Annotated in this window: 18 protein-coding genes; 5 read left to right on the forward strand and 13 right to left on the reverse strand. The window is 62.6% G+C overall.

The window, feature by feature from the left end; all coding sequences use genetic code 11:
* Positions 1–13: 13 nt before the first annotated feature.
* The 10 genes from BLQ71_RS16495 to mutM form a co-directional block, all read right to left on the reverse strand.
* Positions 14–1,027: an ABC transporter substrate-binding protein gene (locus BLQ71_RS16495; RefSeq protein ID WP_198548554.1), complete on the reverse strand. Its 1,014-nt coding sequence runs from the start codon at positions 1,025–1,027 to the stop codon at positions 14–16.
* Positions 1,028–1,269: 242 nt separating this feature from the next.
* The gene (gene gyrB / locus BLQ71_RS16500) at positions 1,270–3,687 is read right to left on the reverse strand and encodes a DNA topoisomerase (ATP-hydrolyzing) subunit B (RefSeq protein ID WP_074622499.1); all 2,418 of its coding nucleotides are present in this window, start codon (positions 3,685–3,687) and stop codon (positions 1,270–1,272) included.
* 84 nt (positions 3,688–3,771) lie between these two features.
* A complete protein-coding gene (locus BLQ71_RS16505) occupies positions 3,772–4,581 on the reverse strand; it encodes a nucleotidyltransferase domain-containing protein (RefSeq protein WP_074622500.1) in 810 nt (269 codons plus the stop codon).
* Between the two features lie 48 nt (positions 4,582–4,629).
* Complete coding sequence (locus tag BLQ71_RS16510) at positions 4,630–5,151, reverse strand: GNAT family N-acetyltransferase (protein WP_074622501.1); 522 nt, start codon at positions 5,149–5,151, stop codon at positions 4,630–4,632.
* Entirely contained in the window at positions 5,144–6,247 is a 1,104-nt protein-coding gene (gene recF / locus BLQ71_RS16515; RefSeq protein ID WP_074622502.1) for a DNA replication/repair protein RecF, read from the reverse strand. Before recF ends, BLQ71_RS16510 begins: the two co-directional genes overlap by 8 nt.
* Before the next feature lie 37 nt (positions 6,248–6,284).
* Positions 6,285–7,403: a DNA polymerase III subunit beta gene (dnaN, locus tag BLQ71_RS16520; RefSeq protein ID WP_043142965.1), complete on the reverse strand. Its 1,119-nt coding sequence runs from the start codon at positions 7,401–7,403 to the stop codon at positions 6,285–6,287.
* A gap of 153 nt (positions 7,404–7,556) precedes the next feature.
* Entirely contained in the window at positions 7,557–8,933 is a 1,377-nt protein-coding gene (gene dnaA / locus BLQ71_RS16525) for a chromosomal replication initiator protein DnaA (protein ID WP_069211196.1), read from the reverse strand.
* A 483-nt stretch (positions 8,934–9,416) separates the two neighbouring features.
* Positions 9,417–9,680 (reverse strand): 30S ribosomal protein S20, encoded by a 264-nt coding sequence (gene rpsT / locus BLQ71_RS16530; protein WP_043143140.1) that lies wholly within the window; start codon positions 9,678–9,680, stop codon positions 9,417–9,419.
* A gap of 207 nt (positions 9,681–9,887) precedes the next feature.
* Complete coding sequence (locus BLQ71_RS16535) at positions 9,888–10,664, reverse strand: enoyl-CoA hydratase (protein WP_043142961.1); 777 nt, start codon at positions 10,662–10,664, stop codon at positions 9,888–9,890.
* Positions 10,665–10,728: 64 nt separating this feature from the next.
* The gene (gene mutM, locus BLQ71_RS16540; RefSeq protein ID WP_074622503.1) at positions 10,729–11,580 is read right to left on the reverse strand and encodes a bifunctional DNA-formamidopyrimidine glycosylase/DNA-(apurinic or apyrimidinic site) lyase; all 852 of its coding nucleotides are present in this window, start codon (positions 11,578–11,580) and stop codon (positions 10,729–10,731) included.
* Positions 11,581–11,656: 76 nt separating this feature from the next.
* On the opposite strand from mutM, the gene ubiE reads away from it, so the two are divergent.
* Both ubiE and ubiB read left to right on the forward strand, forming a co-directional pair.
* On the forward strand, positions 11,657–12,409 hold the full coding sequence (gene ubiE, locus BLQ71_RS16545; RefSeq protein ID WP_074622504.1) for a bifunctional demethylmenaquinone methyltransferase/2-methoxy-6-polyprenyl-1,4-benzoquinol methylase UbiE: 753 nt from the start codon (positions 11,657–11,659) through the stop codon (positions 12,407–12,409).
* 1 nt (position 12,410) lies between these two features.
* Positions 12,411–13,943 (forward strand): 2-polyprenylphenol 6-hydroxylase, encoded by a 1,533-nt coding sequence (ubiB, locus tag BLQ71_RS16550; RefSeq protein ID WP_074622505.1) that lies wholly within the window; start codon positions 12,411–12,413, stop codon positions 13,941–13,943.
* Between the two features lie 109 nt (positions 13,944–14,052).
* On the opposite strand, the gene BLQ71_RS16555 is transcribed toward ubiB, so the two are convergent.
* From BLQ71_RS16555 to BLQ71_RS25800, 3 genes are all read right to left on the reverse strand, one after another.
* Positions 14,053–14,238 (reverse strand): hypothetical protein, encoded by a 186-nt coding sequence (locus BLQ71_RS16555; protein ID WP_043142951.1) that lies wholly within the window; start codon positions 14,236–14,238, stop codon positions 14,053–14,055.
* A 406-nt stretch (positions 14,239–14,644) separates the two neighbouring features.
* Positions 14,645–15,319 (reverse strand): flagellar hook capping FlgD N-terminal domain-containing protein, encoded by a 675-nt coding sequence (locus tag BLQ71_RS16560; protein WP_074622506.1) that lies wholly within the window; start codon positions 15,317–15,319, stop codon positions 14,645–14,647.
* A gap of 8 nt (positions 15,320–15,327) precedes the next feature.
* Positions 15,328–17,676 carry a flagellar hook-length control protein FliK gene (locus tag BLQ71_RS25800; protein WP_083342280.1) on the reverse strand — a complete coding sequence of 783 codons (2,349 nt, stop codon included), beginning with the start codon at positions 17,674–17,676 and terminating at the stop codon, positions 15,328–15,330.
* 111 nt (positions 17,677–17,787) lie between these two features.
* Between BLQ71_RS25800 and BLQ71_RS16575 the strand changes: the two genes are divergently transcribed.
* The 3 genes from BLQ71_RS16575 (at position 17,788) to BLQ71_RS16585 (ending at position 19,927) form a co-directional block, all read left to right on the forward strand.
* Entirely contained in the window at positions 17,788–18,057 is a 270-nt protein-coding gene (locus BLQ71_RS16575) for a rod-binding protein (protein ID WP_069211287.1), read from the forward strand.
* The gene (locus tag BLQ71_RS16580; RefSeq protein WP_043142942.1) at positions 18,050–18,397 is read left to right on the forward strand and encodes a flagellar protein FlgN; all 348 of its coding nucleotides are present in this window, start codon (positions 18,050–18,052) and stop codon (positions 18,395–18,397) included. Before BLQ71_RS16575 ends, BLQ71_RS16580 begins: the two co-directional genes overlap by 8 nt.
* A 201-nt stretch (positions 18,398–18,598) precedes the next feature.
* Positions 18,599–19,927 (forward strand): flagellin N-terminal helical domain-containing protein, encoded by a 1,329-nt coding sequence (locus BLQ71_RS16585; protein ID WP_069211190.1) that lies wholly within the window; start codon positions 18,599–18,601, stop codon positions 19,925–19,927.
* Positions 19,928–19,941: the final 14 nt, after the last annotated feature.

Below are 19,941 nucleotides of genomic sequence, written 5' to 3' on the forward strand. Positions count from 1 at the left end.
GCGTCAAAGGGCATCACCCGATAGCCTTGTCGAGCGCCGCGTTCGTGTAAAGCGACTTGGGATCGGGGTTGCCTTCGATCATTCCGGCAGAGCCGAGAAGGTTGACGGCGTTTTCCCAGACCTCGGGGATGTTGCGCAGGAGGTTTTCCTCACCCTTGGCGACCCAGTTCTGGGCGTTGGTGGCTAGGTCGAGCTTGGCGACCTCGACATCGTCGAGACCGCGAACACTATGCGCGTCGCCGATGGCCTTGAGGATCGGTTCAAGATCGTCGGACTGTGCGATTTCCAGTGCGGCGCGATGGGTCGCTTTCAGGAATGCTGCGTATTTGTCCACGTTCGTCTCGACGTCGTCGGGGCGGCCGACGTAGACCTGCCCGGGCATACCGTCATCCATCGGGATTGCCACCACATTGTCGCGTGCCGCCTTGGCCTTGATCATCGACGAGGTGTTGCCGATGAAGGCACCGGCACGGCCCGCCTCGATCAGTGCGAAAGAGGCCGCGGTGTCCGCAACCTTCACCTTTTCGACGGTATCCGGCGAGGCGCCGCCGCTGAGCATGAGCAGATCCAGCGTGCCTTCCATCGAACCGCCCAGCGAGGCCATACCCACCGTACGGCCCGGAAGATCGGTCACGGCATTGACGGGGTTTTCCGACGACGAGATCAGGAAGAAGGGCGAAAGCTGGGCGATGGTCGCGATCGAGATCAGCGGCGCGCCGTTGTTGACCCGCGACAGGATGTAGTTCGTGCCGCCGGTTCGGCCGGAATCCATCTGGTCCGCCAGCACCATCTGGGCGGCCATGGCCGCGCCTTTGCCCGCCTGGATCTGCATGTCCAGTCCTTCGTCGGCATAATACCCGGCCGCGTCACCGTAGAGGACCGAGGCAAAGGACAGGGAAAAGCTGAAGGGCGTGATAAACCGGAACGTCCGGTCCTGAGCCGCCGCCGGTCCTCCGGCCGACAGATAGGCCATGCCGGCTGCGGATGCCCCCAGGAATGTGCGGCGGTTGAACTGTGAACGGGTCATTTCGTGGCTCTCCTGTGCGGATCGGTGTTGTGATCCCGGCCACGTTAAAGATGCACGGTTGCCCCACAATTAGCTGTTTTATAGGCAAAACCGGTTGCTACAAGGCTTTACAAAGCCAATAATCATAGGGTTCGCCGTCTCGTGGGTGGTCCAGTTTGAACAAAATGTTCATTTTTGGTCGTTTATGGGTTTGAGCATTGCTCCGGACCAGGGTGATTCCCCGGTCCGGAGGCAAGGAAACCTCAGAAATCGAGGTTCTCGACCGTCAGAGCGTTTTGCTGAATGAACTCTCGGCGCGGCTCCACGACATCACCCATCAGTTTGGTGAACAGGTCGTCCGCCTCGGCCATGTCGTCGATCGTGACCTGCAACAGCGTCCGTGCATCCGGATCCAGCGTGGTTTCCCACAACTGATCAGGGTTCATTTCCCCCAGACCCTTGTAACGCTGCAGGGTCAGGCCCTTTTCGCCCTCGTCAAGGATGGCCTTGAGCAGGTCGAGCGGTCCGTGGATCAACTGGCGGCGATCCTTGCGTTCCAGCGTGGACGGTGTGCCATAGATGTGCTGCAGGCTCTCGGTAAAGCTGCCGGTCTTGCGCGCCTCACCCGAGCGCAGCATCGGGCCGTCCAGCGTGCGAACCTCCTCGACACCGCGCAGGATACGGGCCAGGCGAATGCCCTTGTCCTGGGTGATCCGACCGTTCCAGCCACGTTCGTATTCCAGCGCGATCAGGTCCAGCCGGGCAGCGACCTTGTCGGCCACCCCTTGCAGGTCGGCATCCACGGCGCCGGGAACAAAGGCGCCTGCGATGGCGGCCTGTTCCAGGATATGGCGCGGGTAATGGGTGGGGAAGGCATCCAGCACGCGCTTCAGCTGGCGTGCTTCCTCGACCACGCGGACAAGGTCCTGTCCCACGATCACCTCGCCCGAGCTGAGGTTCAGCTGGGCATTCTCGATCCCCTGCTGGATCAGGTAGTCGTCCAGCGCGGTTTGGTCCTTGAGATAGACCTCGGACTTGCCGCGCGCGACCTTGTACAGCGGCGGCTGCGCGATGTAGAGGTATCCGCCCTCGATCAGCTCCGGCATCTGCCGGTAGAAGAAGGTCAGCAACAGCGTCCGGATATGCGCGCCATCGACGTCGGCGTCGGTCATGATGATGATCTTGTGGTAGCGCAGCTTCGAGACGTCGAACTCATCCCGCCCGATCCCGGTGCCCAAGGCCATCACGAGGTTGCCGATCTCCTGGCTGCCCAGCATCCGGTCGAAGCGCGCGCGTTCCACGTTCAGGATCTTGCCGCGCAGGGGCAGGATGGCCTGGTTGCGCCGGTCGCGCCCGGTCTGTGCCGATCCACCGGCCGAATCCCCCTCGACCAGGAACAGTTCGGTCTTGGAGGCATCCTTTTCGGAACAGTCCTTCAGCTTGGCCGCGTTGAAGCTGACGTCCATCGCAGTCTTGCGCCGGGTCAACTCTCGGGCCTTGCGCGCCGCCTCTCGGGCCAGCGCGGCCTCGATGATCTTGCCGACGATCTGCTTGGCCTGCTGCGGGTTCTCTTCGAACCATTCGGCCAGTTTCTCGTTCATCAGCCCCTCGACCGCCGGGCGCACTTCGGAGCTGACCAGCTTGTCCTTGGTCTGCGAGCTGAATTTGGGATCCGGCACCTTGACCGACAGCACGGCTGTCAGCCCCTCGCGGGCGTCGTCGCCGGTGAAATTCACCTTCTCGCGCTTCGCGATGCCCGACTCCTGGGCGTATTTCTGGATTGTGCGGGTCAGCGCGCCACGGAACCCGGCCAGGTGCGTGCCGCCGTCTCGTTGCGGGATGTTGTTGGTGAAGGGCAGCACCGTCTCGTGGTAGCTGTCGTTCCACCACATCGCGACCTCGACCCCGATGCCGTCCTTTTCGCCTTCCATGTAGACCGGCTCTGTCATCACGGCCTGCTTGGACCGGTCGAGATACTTGACGAACTCGCGCACGCCACCCTCGTAGTGCAGCTCGGTCTTGATCGGTTCGGCGGGGCGCTCATCTTCCAGGATGATACGCACGCCGGAGTTCAGGAAAGCCAGTTCGCGCAGGCGCTTTTCCAGGGTCTCGAAACTGTATTCGAGGTTGGAAAACGTGTCGGTAGAGGCCAGGAAGCGGACCTCGGTCCCGGTCTCGCCCTCGGCATCGCCGACAACGCGCAGGTGCTCGGTGGTCTCGCCGTGCTCGAACTTGGCAAAGTGCTCCTTGCCGTTGCGCCAGATGCGCAGCTCCAGCCAGACGGACAGCGCGTTGACGACCGAAACGCCGACGCCGTGCAGACCGCCCGACACCTTGTAGGAGTTCTGGTCGAACTTCCCGCCGGCGTGCAGCTGGGTCATGATGACCTCGGCCGCCGAAACCCCCTCTTCCGAGTGGATGTCGACGGGAATCCCGCGCCCGTTGTCCCGCACCGACACGCTGCTGTCGGCATGGATTTTCACATGGACATAGTCGGCATGTTTGGCCAGCGCCTCGTCGATGCCGTTGTCCACCACCTCGTAGACCATGTGGTGCAGGCCCGAGCCGTCATCGGTGTCACCGATATACATGCCGGGGCGTTTGCGCACCGCCTCCAAGCCTTTGAGAACCTTAATGGAATCGGCGCCGTACTCACTCGGCGCCGCGGGCTGGTCGGACATCGCCTGATCCTTTGTTATTTTGGCCCAAGTTATAGAGGTTTAGCGGGGGATTGTCACGCGACGGACACAATATTTGGTAATCCCCTAAAGGGGGAATCGTGTCAGCGTCAGATCCCGGTGCAGCGCGTCCGCCGTCGAGCGCAGCGGGCGTTTTTCAGCGCTACTCGCAGAGGCCAGCCATTGCTCCGCCATGCCGGTTTCCGCGGCGATCAGATCGGTCAGGTGCGGGTCCGGATCGTGGGAGGTGGCGCTCTCGGGCGCGGCCATCTTCTCGACGATCAGATCATCTATTGCGGCCTCGGTCTCGCGGTCCAGATCACAGCCCGCACGGAGGCGCGCCATGTCCATCGGCGGCATGGGTTTCCCGGTCAGCCGCATCCAGCGCAGGGCCAGGGCCGGGCGCAGGATGTAGAAGAATCGCTTGAGCCGCGGCCGTCCGTCCGGGCCGATCAAGCGCGCCTCCTGCCGCCGCAAGAGCGACAGATAGTGCCAACTGACCGATTTCCGGTCCAGTGCCTGGGCCGCGAAATCCGACAGGCGCTGCACGGCCTCATCATCCGCCCCGTAGACCACCGGGGATTGCAGCCATTCGGCAATGACCGCGTTGGACCCCAGCGCCAGCGTCAGTGCCTTGGATAGCTCCCAACCCGAAATGTCCAGTTCATCGTCGATGGGCCTTTCGATCACGTCGCGTTTCTTGCCCAGTTTCAGGTGCCAGTCGATCGGGCGCGCATAGATGAACCGTACGTCGTAATCGCTGTCGGGGGAATGAAAGCCCCAGGCGCGCGACCCGCTTTCCACCGCAAGCAGGATGTGCACCGCCTCTTCGCGGGCGATCTCGTCCAGCTTGGCCCGGATCAGGGCCTTCATCTTGGCATCGACCGGGTCGATCATGGGGGTCTCCGGCAGGGGTATCCCGCAACTTCTACAGGATTTCGACCGTCAGAACAGCGGTCCCAGCAGGTCAAGCTCTGAGTGATCGGACCAGGGGGCACCGGTCAGCGGAAGAACGCGCAGAAATCGGCTTTGGACCCGGGCGACATCGCCGGTCCGGGCGCCGGTCATGTCGATGCGGATGTACGTGTTCGCGGCAAGACGGAACCCGGCCCGGTCATAAAGCCTGCGTTCCCCGAAGAGCAGCGCGAATTGGGCGTTGCTGTCCTTGCCGATGGCGAGGGCGCGATCCAGCAGGGCCGTTGCAATGCCCCGCCCGCGCGCCTGCGGGGCCGTTGCGATATCCCCCAGCCCGATGACGTCGATCAACTGCCCATCGACGCGTATGGCTCGGTAGAACAGGGCGACATGGCCCAGGATCATGCCATCGCGCCAGACGACCCGCAGGTGAGGCCGCTGCTGAAAAAAGCTGCGCCCTCCAAAATCCGTTGGGAAAGAGGCGCGGAGCAACTTGGCGATCTGCGCCTCGTCTTCTCGGGTCAGCGCATGTTCCGCGATAACGTCAATCATGGCGCCGGACCAGGCTTTCGCCCCCCTCTTCCGTGACCTCGAAATGCTGCGCGCGGTCGCCCAGCTCGGCAAAGAGTTCCGGCCCGGTGCCGGTCATCCAGGCCTGTGCGCCCAGCCCGCAGATTTCATCGTAAAGCGCGGCGCGACGGGTCGCATCCAGGTGCGCCGCGACCTCGTCCAGCAAAAGGATCGGTGCGGCACCGAAATCCTGCGCCAAGGCGCGGGCATTCGACAGGATCAGCGAGATCAGCAGGGCTTTCTGCTCGCCCGTCGAACAGTCCGACGCGGGCACGCCCTTGGCCGCAAACACGCCGTAAAGGTCACTGCGGTGGGGGCCGACCAGAGCGCGCCCCGCAGACATGTCGCGGAACCGGCTTTCGGCCAGGGCATCGCGCAAGTCGGCCTCTGTCTGCGGCAGGCTGCCCTCGGATTGCACCAACTCCAGGTCGGCGGCGGGAAAGGCGGTCTCTGCCTCGGCCTGCGCGGCCTGCAACCGGGCCAGGGCCTCTTGCCGGTTGGTTGTCAACAAAGCCCCTGCGCGGGCCATCTGGGATTCGAGCGCGATGTACCAGTGCGGATCGCGCACCTCTTCCTTGAGCAGGCGGTTGCGTTCGCGCATGGCCTTTTCATAGTCCAGAGACGCCTGCGCATGATCGGGATAGAAAGACAGGGTAAGCCGGTCAAGAAACCGCCGCCGCCCCTCGGCCCCCTCGATCCACAGCCGGTCCATCGCCGGGATCAGCCAGACGGTGCGGGCGATCCGGCCCAGCGCGATCTGGCTGGCAGACTTGTCGTTGATCGTGACCTGCCGCGCACCGCCGTTTTCCGAGGTAAAGGTAATCTCGTGCTGGCCTTCCGGGCCGGTCAACTGCCCGGAGATCTTCCATCCCAGGCTTTCGGGCCGCCGCGCCATTTCCGCCGCCGAGGCCCGGCGCATCCCGCGCCCCGGAGAGAACAGCGAAACCGCCTCGATCAGGTTGGTCTTTCCCGCGCCGTTCGGGCCAAAGATCACCACCGGACGCGGATCCACCGCCACCCGCGCCATGCGGTGCGAGCGGAAATGCGACAGGGTCAGCTGGGTCAGGGCGAGCGGCATGAGACGAGACGATTTTTCGGCGAAAAATCGTCTCTCGTCAGACCCGCATCGGCATGACGACGTAAACCGCGCTTTCGTCGCCGCCTTCGCGCATCAGGGTCGGGTCGCCGGAGGAGTTGAACAGGAACACGGCATTCTCGCGGTCCACCTGGCTGGCGATTTCCAGCAGGTACTTGGCGTTGAACCCGATTTCCAACCGCTCATCACCATAGGACACGGCCAGTTCTTCCTCGGCAGCACCGCTGTCGGGCGCATTCACGGAAAGGATCAGCCGATCCTCGTCCAGCTGCATCTTGACCGCGCGCGAGCGTTCCGAGGACACGGTGGCCACACGATCCACGGCCTTGGCGAACTCGGTCGCGTCCACCTCCAGCTGGCGGGTGTTGCCGCTGGGAATCACGCGGGTGTAATCCGGGAAGGTGCCGTCGATCACCTTGGACGTCAGGGTGATGTCGGGCGTCGCGAACCGGACCTTGGTTTCCGAAACCGACACGGCGATGTCCATGTCGTCCTGGTCCAGCAGCTTGCGCAGCTCGCCCACGGTCTTGCGCGGGACGATGACGCCCGGCATCTCTTCGGCACCGGAGGGCAGGGGCGCGTCGATCCGGGCCAGGCGGTGGCCATCGGTCGCGACACAGCGCAGCGATTTGCCGTCCGCTGTGTCCGCAACATGCATGTAGACACCGTTCAGATAATAGCGGGTTTCTTCGGTCGAAATGGCAAATTTCGACTTGTCGAAGAGACGACGCAGCACCTCGGCCTTGGCCGAGAAATTGCAGTCGTATTCCGAGGTCGCCATGACCGGGAAATCCTCCTTGGGCAGGGTTGCCAGCGAGAAATGCGACCGTCCCGCAGAGACCGACAGGCGGCCCGAACCCGGGTCGGCAGCCAGTGTCACAAGCGCCCCATCGGGCAGTTTGCGGACAATTTCGTGCAGCGTCACGGCGGAAACCGTGGTGCCCCCCGCCTTTTCGACCTGCGCCACGGCACGGTCCAGCACTTCGATGTCCAGATCGGTGGCGCGGAAGGTGACGTTTTCGCCCTCGGCCTCGATCAGGACGTTGGCCAGGATCGGGATCGTGTTGCGCCGCTCCACGACCGATTGCGCTTGCGCGACCGCGCGCAAGAGCGCCGCCCGTTCCATGCTGAATTTCATCGCCCTACCCTCTCCGCAACGCCCGGGGGCGCAGCCTAGCCTGCGCTGGCCCGCACTCCAAGTCGGTTTTCACGATTTGTCTTGCGCTTTTGCCTAGGCGTCAAGGCGTTGCGGCGCACCAGTTCCGGCGCGCCGCATTTTTTCCACAGCCTGTCAGGCTTCGAGCGCCCGGCGCAGCATCTCGACGTCCTCGTCGATCTGTCCATCCTGCAGGCGCAGCTCTTCGATCCGCTTGACGCCATGCATCACCGTGGTGTGGTCGCGCCCACCGAACCGGCGGCCGATTTCCGGCAGCGACCGCGAGGTCAGCTGCTTGCAGAGATACATGGCCACCTGCCGCGGACGGGCAAAGTTGCGCACCCGTTTGGGGCCGATCATGTCGCTGAGGCGAATGTTGTAGTGCTCGGCCACCTTACGCTGGATCTCGTCGATCGAAATCTTGCGTTCGGAGGCGCGCAGCACATCAGCCAGGCTGTCCTGCACAAGGTCCATGTTGATCGGCTTGCCGACAAGGCTGGCAAAGGCGAACAGGCGGGTCAGGGCACCTTCGAGCACGCGGACGTTGGTGCTGATCCGGTGGGCGAGGAATTCGAGAACGCCATCGTCGATCACCAGATCCGGGTGCATGGCGCGATAACCTTCGACCTTGCTTTGCAGGATACCAAGGCGCAGTTCGTAGTCCGTCGGATGCAGATCCACGACAAGGCCGGACTGCAGGCGCGAGCGAATGCGGTTTTCCAGGTCCTTGATCTCATCCGGGGCACGGTCGGCCGAGATGATGATCTGCTTGTTCTGGTCGACCAGCGCATTGAAGGTGTGAAAGAACTCTTCCTGGGTCGAATCCTTGCCGGCGATGAACTGAACGTCATCGACCATCAGCACGTCGACGGATCGGAACATCTCCTTGAAGTCCATCATCTTGCGTTCGCGCAGGGCCTGCACGAAGCGGTACATGAACTGTTCCGCCGAAAGATATAGAACGGCCAGGTGCGGATTGCGCTGGGTCAGCTCATGCGCAATCGCGTGCATGAGGTGCGTCTTACCAAGGCCGACACCACCATAAAGGAACAGCGGGTTGAAGGTGACCGGGCCGCCTTCGGACACGCGCTTGGCCGCGGCATGGGCCAGCTCGTTCGGCTTGCCGACAACAAAGGTGTCAAAGGTGAAACGCGCATCCAGAGGCGCGCCGGGCAGATGCCCACGGGCCGCGGGCTGAGGCGCGGCAGCCGGCTCGGCATTGGCGGGCGCCTGTTGCGCAACGGCACGCGTCTCGGTCTCGGTCATCGCCGAGGCCACCTTGATGTCCAGACGACGCACGCGGGGCGACACCGACATGATGTGCTCCAACAGCTGGTCGCCGTAATTCTGCGTGACATAGGTGCTGAAGAAATTGGTGGGCGCCTGCAGCGTCACCGTTCCTTCGGGGGTCGACCCCGCGAAACGCAGCGGTACGATCCATGTCTTATGATTGTTTTGCCCGATAGCCTTGCAGATCTGGTCCTGCAAGACCCCCCATTGCTCTTCGGTCATCTGCCGTTTTGTCCTCGTTCCTCGATCCCCACACCGAACGCCTGTCGGCGGCGGGCTTGCTTGCAGGAGGAACAGCGAAACCGTCCCTTGCGCAGACGCAAAGGTGAGGGAGTGACCCCTGGTTTCGGTCGCAAAAACGCCCCGGCAGTCCCGTTCGGCGCGCTGTGCAGCGACCCGCAATGTCTATTCCTTGGACACGGCCGGGGATTTTCCCCGATCGTTTGACAGAAGCGACCCAACGCCCTGACAAACAGGTTTGCACACACCCCAATCGGCGCAGTGCAACCGGCAGCCTTGTCCCCCCTGCGAGTCGTGCTCGCCTGCTGAAATTAGCAATCTTCGTGAAGAACCGGCAACCGAAACTACAGCTTGACTCGGTCTTTCGCCGAAAAGAATCCCGTGTGTGATCAAATGGTTATAGACGCAAAAAGGACGCCACATATAGTGGCGTCCTTTCATTGGCATACCAGATGGTGATTGGGCTCAGCCCAGTGCCTTGACCCGCGATGCGAGGCGCGAAATCTTCCGCGAGGCAGTGTTCTTGTGGAAAACACCCTTGGTCACACCACGCATCAGCTCGGGCTGGGCGGCTTTCAGGGCGGCGGTTGCGGCGTCGCGATCACCCGATGCGATGGCCTCTTCGACCTTGCGCAGATAGGTGCGGATGCGCGAGCGACGCGCCTTGTTCACGGCGAAGCGTTTTTCGTTCTGACGGGCGCGTTTCTTGGCCTGGGGCGTGTTTGCCATGTGATCGATCCTGCTGTTGTCGTCTGCCGACGATGATGTGTTCAAGAATTGCGCAACGCCGACGAACGGCATCCCGTGCCGAACCGATTCTTGCCAAAGCGGGCATCACGCGCATGTATGACGGGCGCCTATACAAGAGCGCCCGTCATCGGGCAAGGTCTTTCTTCCCGGCTGCCCGTTTCCCGGGGGAATCGGGCAGCGCGCGACTCAGCGGTCGCGGAACTGCGCGGTACGCTTTTCAGCGAAGGCGGCCATGCCCTCGGACTGGTCGTCAGTCGCGAACAGCGCGTGAAAGAGGCGACGTTCGAAGAGCAGGCCTTCGGAGAGTGTCGTCTCGTAGGCCCGGTTCACCGATTCCTTGCAGGCGATGGCAGAGATCATCGACTTTTCGGCGATTTTCTCGGCCGCGCTGCGAGTCTCTTCCATCAGCTGCTTGGCGGGGACAACCCGGCTGACCAGCCCGGCGCGCTCTGCCTCTTCGGCATCCATGAAACGCCCGGTCAGGTTCATGTCCATCGCCTTGGACTTGCCGATAAAGCGCGTCAGGCGCTGGGTGCCGCCCAGGCCGGGCATGACGCCCAGGTTGATTTCGGGCTGGCCGAACTTGGCATTGTCGGCGGCGATGATGAAATCACACATCATGGCCAGCTCGCAGCCACCGCCCAGGGCATAGCCCGCAACGGCCGCGATGATCGGCTTGCGGGTCGATGTGATGGCGTTGCCCTCGCGGCCGAAGAAGTCCGACAGGAACATCTCGACGTAGCTTTTCTCCGACATCTCCTTGATGTCGGCACCGGCGGCAAAGGCCTTGGCCGAGCCGGTGATGATGATGCAGCGCACCTTGTCGTTCTTGTCCGCCTCGGCCAGCGCCTCGGACAACTCTCCCAGCAGGTGAGAGTTGAGCGCATTCATGGCATCGGGGCGGTTCAGTTTGATGGTGGCGACGTGGTCTTCTATTTCGACGATGATCGTCTCATAGGCCATGTGTTTGGGCTCCGTCCGGTTCCGTCAAGGGCCAAGCCTTAGCATTTCATTCACATGGTTCAAGTTATCTTTGACAGCTTGCACAATAGAAGGACGACCGCCCCGACTGCACGATCCGGCGCACCGTATCGGCGCAGGCCTCGCTGCGGCAGGGCGCACCCTCACGCCCGTAAACATCGAAACTGTGCTGGAAATATCCAAGTTCTCCATCGGCTTGTCGGAAATCCCGCAGCGACGATCCACCTGCGGCAATGGCATCCTGCAGCACCTCGCGGATGATCGGAACCAGCGCTCCTAGCCGCGCTTCGGAGATCCGGTTGACCTTGCGTGCCGGGTGGGTGCGGGCCCGGTAGAGAGCCTCGCAAACGTAAATATTGCCCAATCCGGCGATGATTTTCTGATCGAGCAGGGCCGATTTGATCGGCGTCCTGCGCCCCTTCAGCATCCCCGACAGGTAGGATTCGCTGAACCCGTTGCCCAGCGGTTCGGGGCCGAGGCTGACCAGCAACGGGTGCCGCTCTGCCTCTGCGGTGTCCATCAGGTCCATCGCCCCGAAGCGGCGTGGATCGTTGAAGGTGACACGCGCGCCCTGTCCCATGTCCAACACGACGTGATCGTGTTTCTCGGGCGCCGGGTGGTCATGCACGAATGTACCCAGCGGATCGCCCGAAACCAGCATCCGCCCCGACATGCCCAGGTGAATCAGCAACGTCTCACCGCTCGACAAGTCCGCGAGGATGTATTTTGAGCGGCGTCGCAAGCGTTCGACCCGGGTGCCGGTCAGCCGGTCGGCCATGTTCTCGGGGAAGGGCCAGCGCAGATCGGGGCGGTTGACGCGAGCCTGTGCGATCACCTGCCCCTCCATGACCGGGGCCAGCCCGCGACGGACTGTCTCGACTTCGGGCAATTCGGGCATCGGGTATGGTCCTTCGCGTTGTATCGCCCCGGCGGCGCCCTATAAGAAAGCAATGCAATCGAGAACGGCAAGGGCCATGAGCGAAGAGACCGGAAAAACGACGCATTTCGGATATGCCGAGGTGCCCGAAAGCGAGAAGGCCGGACGGGTCCAGGGGGTCTTCAGCTCTGTTGCCTCCAAGTATGACGTGATGAACGACGCCATGTCCTTTGGCATCCACCGGATCTGGAAAGATGCGATGATGGATTGGCTGGCTCCGCGTCCGGGCCAACGTCTGCTGGACGTGGCCGGCGGGACCGGGGACATCTCCTTTCGGTTCCTGAAACGCGCCGGCAGCGGACATGCCACGGTGCTGGATCTGACCGAACCCATGCTGGTCGAGGGCCGCAAGCGGGCCGAGGCTGAGGCGATGGTCGATTCGCTCGACTGGGTGGTGGGCGACGCGATGGCCTTGCCCTTTTCCGACAACACATTCGACGTCTACACGATCTCTTTCGGCATCCGGAACGTGACCCGCCCGCAAGAGGCCCTGAACGAGGCTTTCCGCGTGCTGAAGCCCGGCGGACGGCTGATGGTGCTTGAGTTTTCCCAGATTCCCAACGACCTGATGCAATGGGCCTATGACCTGTACTCGTTCAACATCATCCCGCGCCTAGGGCAGGTGATCGCGCAGGATCGCGACAGCTATCAGTACCTGGTGGAATCGATCCGCCGCTTTCCCGACCAGGATACCTTTCTCGACATGGTCAAGGCTGCGGGATTCGAGAATGCCAAGTACCGCAACCTGACGATGGGTGTCGCCTGTCTGCACTCCGGCTGGAAAATCTGAGGTGCGCGGCCCCCACAACATCTGGCGCCTGATCCGCACCGGCGCCACCCTGGAACGCACCGGCGCGATGCGGGCCGTTCTGGACGCGCTGGAGGCCCCCGCACCGCTGCGCGTGGCCGCCCGCGTCCTTGGCCGGCCTTTCCGCTGGCTGGGCGACGAGGGCGATCCGGCGATGCCCCCGGTGGTCCGCGCACTGACCGCGCTGGGCCCCGCCTACATCAAGTTCGGCCAGATCCTGTCGACCCGGCCCGACGTGGTCGGCGACGAGATGGCACAAGAGCTGCGCGTCCTTCAGGACAAGCTGCCCCCCTTCCCCGTCGAGGCCGCCAAGACGCAGGTCGAAGCAGAGCTGGGTCTGCCGGTCGACGAAATTTTCTCTGCCTTCAGCGAACCCGTCGCCGCCGCCTCGATCGCGCAGGTGCACAAGGCGACGCTGGCAGACACTGGCGAAACCGTGGCCGTCAAGGTGCTGCGGCCGGGGATCGAACGCGCCTTTCGCAAGGACATCGACGCCTTCTACTTTGCCGCCAACATGATCGAGTTGCTCTCACCCGCCTCGCGGCGCCTGCGGCCGACGGACGTGATCGCCCATTTCGAAGGCGTGGTCATGGGCGAGCTGGACCTGCGCCTGGAATCCGCGGCGGCCAGCGAGTTCGAAGCCAATACAAAGGATGACGAGGGCTTTGCCCTGCCCGAGGTCAAATGGGCCTGGTCCGGACGCCGTGTGATGACGATGGGCTGGGTCGAGGGCGTGGCACTGGGCGACAACGACGCACTGGATGCCGCAGGGCACAACAGGGTGAACCTGTCGGAACGAGTGTTGCAGCTGTTCCTGAACCACGCCTTGCGCGACGGGTTCTTTCACGCCGACATGCACCAGGGGAATCTCAAGGTCGCGGCGAACGGGGACATCATTGCCTATGACTTCGGCATCATGGGGCATATCGATGAATATACACGCCGGGTTTACGCCGAGATCCTCTTTGGCTTTATCCAGCGCGATTACCTGCGCGTTGCCGAGGTACATTTCGAGGCTGGCTACGTCCCCGCGGATCGCGACGTGGATGAATTCGCCCGCGCCCTGCGCGCGGTCGGAGAGCCGATCTTCGGGATGGACGCGACGCGCATCTCGATGGGCAAGCTGCTGGCCTACCTGTTTGAGGTGACAGAGCGGTTCGGAATGGAAACCCGAACCGAGTTGATCCTCCTGCAGCGGACGATGGTGGTGGTCGAGGGTGTGGCGCGCTCGCTCGACCCGCGAATGAACATCTGGAAGGTCGCGCAGCCGGTTGTCGAGGCCTACATCAAGAAGTCGATCGGCCCGCGGGCCGCGGCCAAGGATCTGTGGAAAACTGCCTTGGTCATGGCCCGCTTCGGCCCAAGGTTGCCTACACTGGTAGAGGCCGCCCTTATCCGGCAATCACAGCCCGAAGCCACCCCGGCACGAAATCCCTGGCCCTCACGCCTTGGCTGGACCGGGATCGGCGTCCTGATCGGCGCTGCAGCGGTTCTGAGCTGGACGTTGCTCGGCTGACTTTGGCTACCGGTTGGGCGTGGACCGACGCCGCATCGACCAGAAAGACCCGGAAAAGAAAAACGGCGGCCAAAGGCCGCCGTTTTCCATGAAACTCTGTCCGACGAAATCAGTCGGTGCCCGAAGCCGAAGCAATGGCGATGATCGCTGCAATGCCGCCGATCACGACGAGCGGCATAACATCGTCGCCAGCCGAGGAAACGAACGGGTCTTGGGTGTTTTCCTGAGCGGCCACCGGGGCGGCTGCTGCAGCTGCGATCGCTGCAGATGCAGCAATGATCGAAAGCTTTTTCATGTTTCTCTCCAAATCTGTACAGGCTTGGACGCGTCGCGCCCGACACGAGTGAACGTACACACAAACCGTTTCGCGTTCAAATGACAAATAACCGACGAACCTGAAATCATTGCTGCACTTGCGTAAATGCGCGTCAAATCAGCAACAACAGCCTGAAGCGGCCTCGTTGCGACCGGTTTGAGCTTAACCTCATCTTTCCATCAACGCCACAATTTTCTGATTTTTTTCAGGTGGTTGGTTTTGTCGTACAGTCAGCATAGTCGGCGACTTCCCGGATCGGCGATGATTCGCCAGATGTTGCCGTAAAGCCCGCCCAATTCACATGCAGACGGCCGAGAACGGTCTTGGCCCGTCGCAGTGCAGCAGTCTTCCATGCGGCGCTGAACCGACGCCATCAGGGCGTCGGTCAATTCATCGGCGCGCGCAATCCGTCGATCTGCCCGGGGTCAAGTTCCGTACCATCCGCCATGCGAAGAACAAGCGTTTCACCATCCTGCCTCACCTCAGCCACCCGGCTGTAGGCCTGGGCCACGATGGTATCGAGCTTGGCCTCGTCCTTGTAGCTTTCCACCTCGAACTTGTAGATGCCCGCCGGCAGGGCCGCGCCGGTGTCGTCAGTCCCGGTCCAGTAGACCTCGTCCTGCGACAGGTCGAGGTCGAACCTCTGGATCGCATCGCCATTTCCATCCCTGACCACCAGCGTCGCCGCATCCGCGTCCTCCGCGAACTCGGGCCGGACCGCGATCGGTGTTCCGGTAAACAGGACCGGCGCTCGGACCAGTGCCTCCATCCCGATCCAGCTGCTGAGTTCCTGCAGGGCATTCCCGGTCAGCGAGGCGCTGACCTCCCGCAACAGGTCATTTGTGAGAACCTGCTGTTCTACCGAGGAAAAAGTCGCAAGCTGAGTCGCATAATCCGTCGAGTCCACGGGGTTCAGAGGGTCCTGGTTCTGGACCTGGACGGTCAGCATCTTGAGAAAAGTGTCAAAGTCCGAGCTGAGGACACCCTTGTCATCCATCCCATTGGCAGAGGACGACGGGGCGCTGCTGTAGAGCGGCGGTGGCGAAGTGATTTCTGTCATGGTCTGTCCTAGAATCTGATGTCAAGTCCGTCCGAAACAGGCTCGGTTTTGGGTGGCGCATTGGTCGGCGTGTCGTCCCGCGGCATCGTTTCGGCGTGATCATTGTGCGCGGTTGGCTCTTCACCATCCTCTCCACCTTCGCCAAAACTGAACGAGGCACTTTCGTACCCGGCATCGGCCAAGTCGCGCGCAAGCTGGTCGATATGACGCCGCATGAGATCAAGCGTTTCGGGGCGGTCGGCGGTGATATGCACCGTCATGCCATTGTCGGACGGCACCATCTGCATGCGCACCTGTCCAAGTTCCTCGGGTGAAAGCCGGATCTCTACCGAGCCCTCACCCAGGCGTGCCATGCCATCCGACACCTGCCGAAGAATCGACGCAGTATCCGTTCTGTGCATGACCTGCGGCATCGTTGCCGCCTGGACCGGTGCAGACTGGCCCCCGGGTGCCGCGCCCGCGGGCTGGCTGTCGAAGCGCAAGAGATCTTCGGCGAGATCATCGATGAACGGAGACGTCACGCGCGCCACCGTCCCCTGCCTAGGGACGCCCGCCAGCGCCGGAGTCGCGCCACCGGGTGCAATCGGGGCGACATTTGCCGATCCTGAAGACCCTCTGCTAGGCGCCACAGTCGTGTTGTCGGCGATGACGCCATCGAGACCCGGCGCCGGATTCGGATCGCCACGTCGAAGACTATGTTTCAAACTTTCGGCGCGTTCTGCCTCCAAGGGTTGTACGACGGGCTCTGCCCCGATGCCGGGCCGTGCCATTACCCTGGCCGTGGCGCCAAGCTCGACACGCGCCGATGGGTCTGACTCCGTCCTTCGCGGCATGGGAGGTACTTCGCCATCCAGGACTCGTTGTGCAGGCCCGATCGCCGGTTCGAAACCCCGCACGCCAGCCGGAACGGGCCCGCCTTCCGCAGCGGCAGAAACCCCTGTTGGCTTGACGCTCGTGCGGAACACGTCGGGGTTCAAATCAAGGTTGCCATGACGACCTTTCAGCGTCGCCAGCGGCACCTGCTTTTCTTCGATCCCCTGCGAGTTTCCTGTCTGATCGACCAGCCCCAGTTTGGCAGGGGACTCTGTGCCGGGTTTCGCCGCCAACGCGAGATCGTCAGTGAATCGATGCAACGCATCACGTGGATCACGCCTGTTCATGCCGGATGTCACTTGCACGCCTGCTGGCGCGCGCAGTTCAGTGTCGATCCGATGAATCTGGTCAGACGCAGAGCCTTGGGCCAGTTCACTCCGCATAGGAGAAACTGGCTTGTCCCGTGGCTGAACCGCCCCGGCTACTGCGTTCTTGGGAGCCAATGCAGGCAAGCCCAATGAAGCCGGCCCCGTCGGCAGACCTTGTCCGGCGGGCATCACCACCTGTTTCAGACGGGATACCGGCGGCTCGGTCGGTCGGGGCCAGGTGTGCTCTTGGGCCGGCTGCGACAGGCCGAAACGAAAAACCGGTATGTCCGGCAAGCCCGGATCAGTTCCTTCTAAAGGTTTCGCCGGGGTGCCGCTGGTCAGGGGGGCGGGTGATCCGGGGTTGGTACGCAGTCGGTCAACGGCGCCGGCGTGCGTTTCACCATGCGGAATGACTGGTGTGACCGAATGACTTGCGCGGTGATCCCGCCCCCCAGGATCGGAAGTTTTTATATCTGTATCAATGACTTGAAAGACCTCAGACCGCTCGACAGGTTGCGCCTCAGCGCCAAGCAGGCCACGCATTGGAACAGCGACGGAAGACATGTTCTCTGCAAACGTAGCCTCAGCCGCAGAAGGATGGTTCTTCGAGTCAATCCCGTTGATCCAGCTATCGGTCTTGCGCCAGTCCCTTGGCGCAAGGGACCCGGGGCCAGTCACCTGATCGGCGTCGCGGTCGACCATGGGCTGGCCGTCGGGATGGTCGCGTTTCGGTCGCGAGTCCTCTAGGCGTTGCAGCCAACCATCCCATTGTTTCGAGGGTTCGGCCGATTGATGATCGGCGAAGGCGGCTCCCTTGGGATCAGTCACCTCATCCGGCTTTTCTCCCGGATCCGGGTCAAACCGTCGGTCCGCAGGAGCCATCTCCCTCGGTTCGTCCGAACCGCCGTGCAAAAGATCGAGATCATCGACCAAATCCGTTCCTTCGTCCGGATCACCGATCGGCGCAGCGATAGCATCCGGATCGTTCAGGGGATCAGCAGGAGCAACCTCGTCCGCATCCGGGAGAGACCCAGGATCTGGCTGATAGCTCTGCGCGTCATCCTCTGCATCGGCGAAAATGCTGGCGAAATCGGCGTCGGGCTGCGCATCCTTGCGGGCCTCCGGAACGGATTTCGTCGGGGCAATGCCCAGCAGGCTAGTCAATTGGCTCAGCATGAGTGCTCCGGGAATTCTTCCACGGGGGCACACTAGGGCGAAGCTCCTTACCACTTCTTTACCGCGATCTGGCCAAATCACGAAGAGCGAGTCGAATTGGAGACAAACCAGATGGAAATTCCCATAACAGCCGCAACCACTGCAACACCGCAGGATCGCGCCCTGCGCGAAGCCGCCAAAGAGCTGGAGGTGAACTTCCTGGCCGAAATGCTGAAATCCGCAAAACTGGGCGAGGCGCCGGAGGCGTTCGGCGGGGGCGCAGGTGAAAACCAGTTCGCCTCTTTCATGCGCCTGGAACAGGCCCGGCAAATGACCGAAGGCGGCGGAATCGGACTGGCCGAATCGCTGTTCCATGCCCTGAAGGAGAGAATCGATGACTGACCAGACGCTGACGAACCGCCTGAAATCCCTGCTCGAGGCCGAGCGGAAGGCCTTGCTTGAAGGTGATTTCGATCGCCTGGCCGAGCTAATGGCTGAAAAACAGGGCCTTGCCGAAGACCTGGAGAATGCGCCGCTACGGGCCGAGGAGGTCGCGCCCATCAAGGACGGACTGCGCCGCAATCAGGAACTGTTCGACCAGGCCCTGGCCGGGCTGCGCAATGTTGCCGCGCGAATTGGCGATCTCAACCGCGTGCGCAAGGCGACCGATACTTATGATGCCAAGGGGCGTCGCCAGACCATTGATGCACCGGCCTCGAAACGCCTGGAAAGACGTGCCTGAGCATTTGTGACAAATCCGCCGAAACGGCAGTGGAGGGATTAGGGCAACGTTAGGACTCGAAAGGCCAAGTTGGCCGCGCACCAAGACGGGTGGCGCAGGCCGACAAAGGGGTCGGACTGCATACGTCAGAAGGCGTCAGAGATGCCGTTCGCGGCAAATGCAAACCGGCGCAAAAGCGCCTTTTGAAAGCAAGGACAACCTATGTCTAGCATCCTGACGAACAATGGCGCGATGGTCGCGCTGCAGACCCTCAAGTCCATCAACTCCAGCATGGCGGACACGCAGTCGCAGATCTCCACCGGCAAGAGCGTTGCCAACGCCAAGGACAACTCCGCAGTCTGGGCCATCTCCAAGGTGATGGAGGCGGACGTCAAGGGCTTCAAGGGCATCTCCGACAGCCTCAACCTCGGCCAGTCCACCGTCGCCGTGGCCCGCCAGGCCGCGGAAACCACGACCGAACTGCTGACCGAGATCAAAGGCAAGATCGTTGCCGCCCAGGAAGAGAACGTCGACCGCGGCAAGATCCAGACGGACATCGATGCGCTGCGCAACCAGATCAGTGCCGTCGTCGGTGCCGCGCAGTTCAACGGTCTGAACCTGCTGTCGAATACCGATACTGCGGCCGGTTCGGGCAGCATCAACGTGCTGGCTTCGCTAGACCGTTCCGGCACCGGTGTGACCGCATCGGACATCACGGTGGCCAAGCAGGACCTCGGCACATCGGTCTCGTCGATCGACGTGGCATCGGCATCCGCCACCGCCGCGGCCTCGGACGAATTGTCGGGCGCAGCCAACACCGCTGCCGTTGCCCTGACCGGCAACGCGACACAGCCGACCACGGCAGCCGTCGTCGGTCAGACCGCGGGTGCTGGAACCGCAACTGTGGCGGCAGGCACCGGCTTCTCGATCGAGATCACAGCGGGTGCGGCAGGTCTGGCAACCTTCAACACCACCGCCACGGCCGGCGCACAGGAAATCACTTACGTTGCCCGCGACGGTGACACACAGGCCGATGTGGCCGCCGGTCTTGCCGACGCGTTCAACAAATACGTGGCCGACAACTCGGACATCACCGACGGCCTTGGCATCGGTGCGGCAGTCAACGGCACCAACGCGAACCAGATCGACTTTACCGGTGCCAACAACACCGGCGACAACTTCTCGGTCCAGGTTCGCAGCTACGATGTCGGCGACTCCACCATTGGTGGCCGCCTCGAGAACCTGTCGGACATCGACGTGACCACCCAGGCCGGCGCGGACGCCGCACTGGAATCGATCGAGGGCCTGATCCAGACCGCAATCGACTCGGCCTCGGCCTTTGGTTCGGCCCAGGGCCGCATCGAAACCCAGGCGAATTTCGTCAGCAGCCTGACCGACGCCCTGAAGTCCGGCATCGGCACGCTGGTCGATGCGGATATGGAAGAGACCTCGGCCCGCCTGCAAGCGCTCCAGGTCCAGCAGCAGCTGGGTGTCCAGGCACTGTCGATCGCCAACCAGGCGCCGCAGTCGCTGCTGTCGTTGTTCCGCTAACCCAAGACACTCCG

This window comes from Antarctobacter albus, from assembly GCF_900101505.1.
GTDB classification, from domain to species: Bacteria; Pseudomonadota; Alphaproteobacteria; order Rhodobacterales; family Rhodobacteraceae; genus Antarctobacter; species Antarctobacter albus.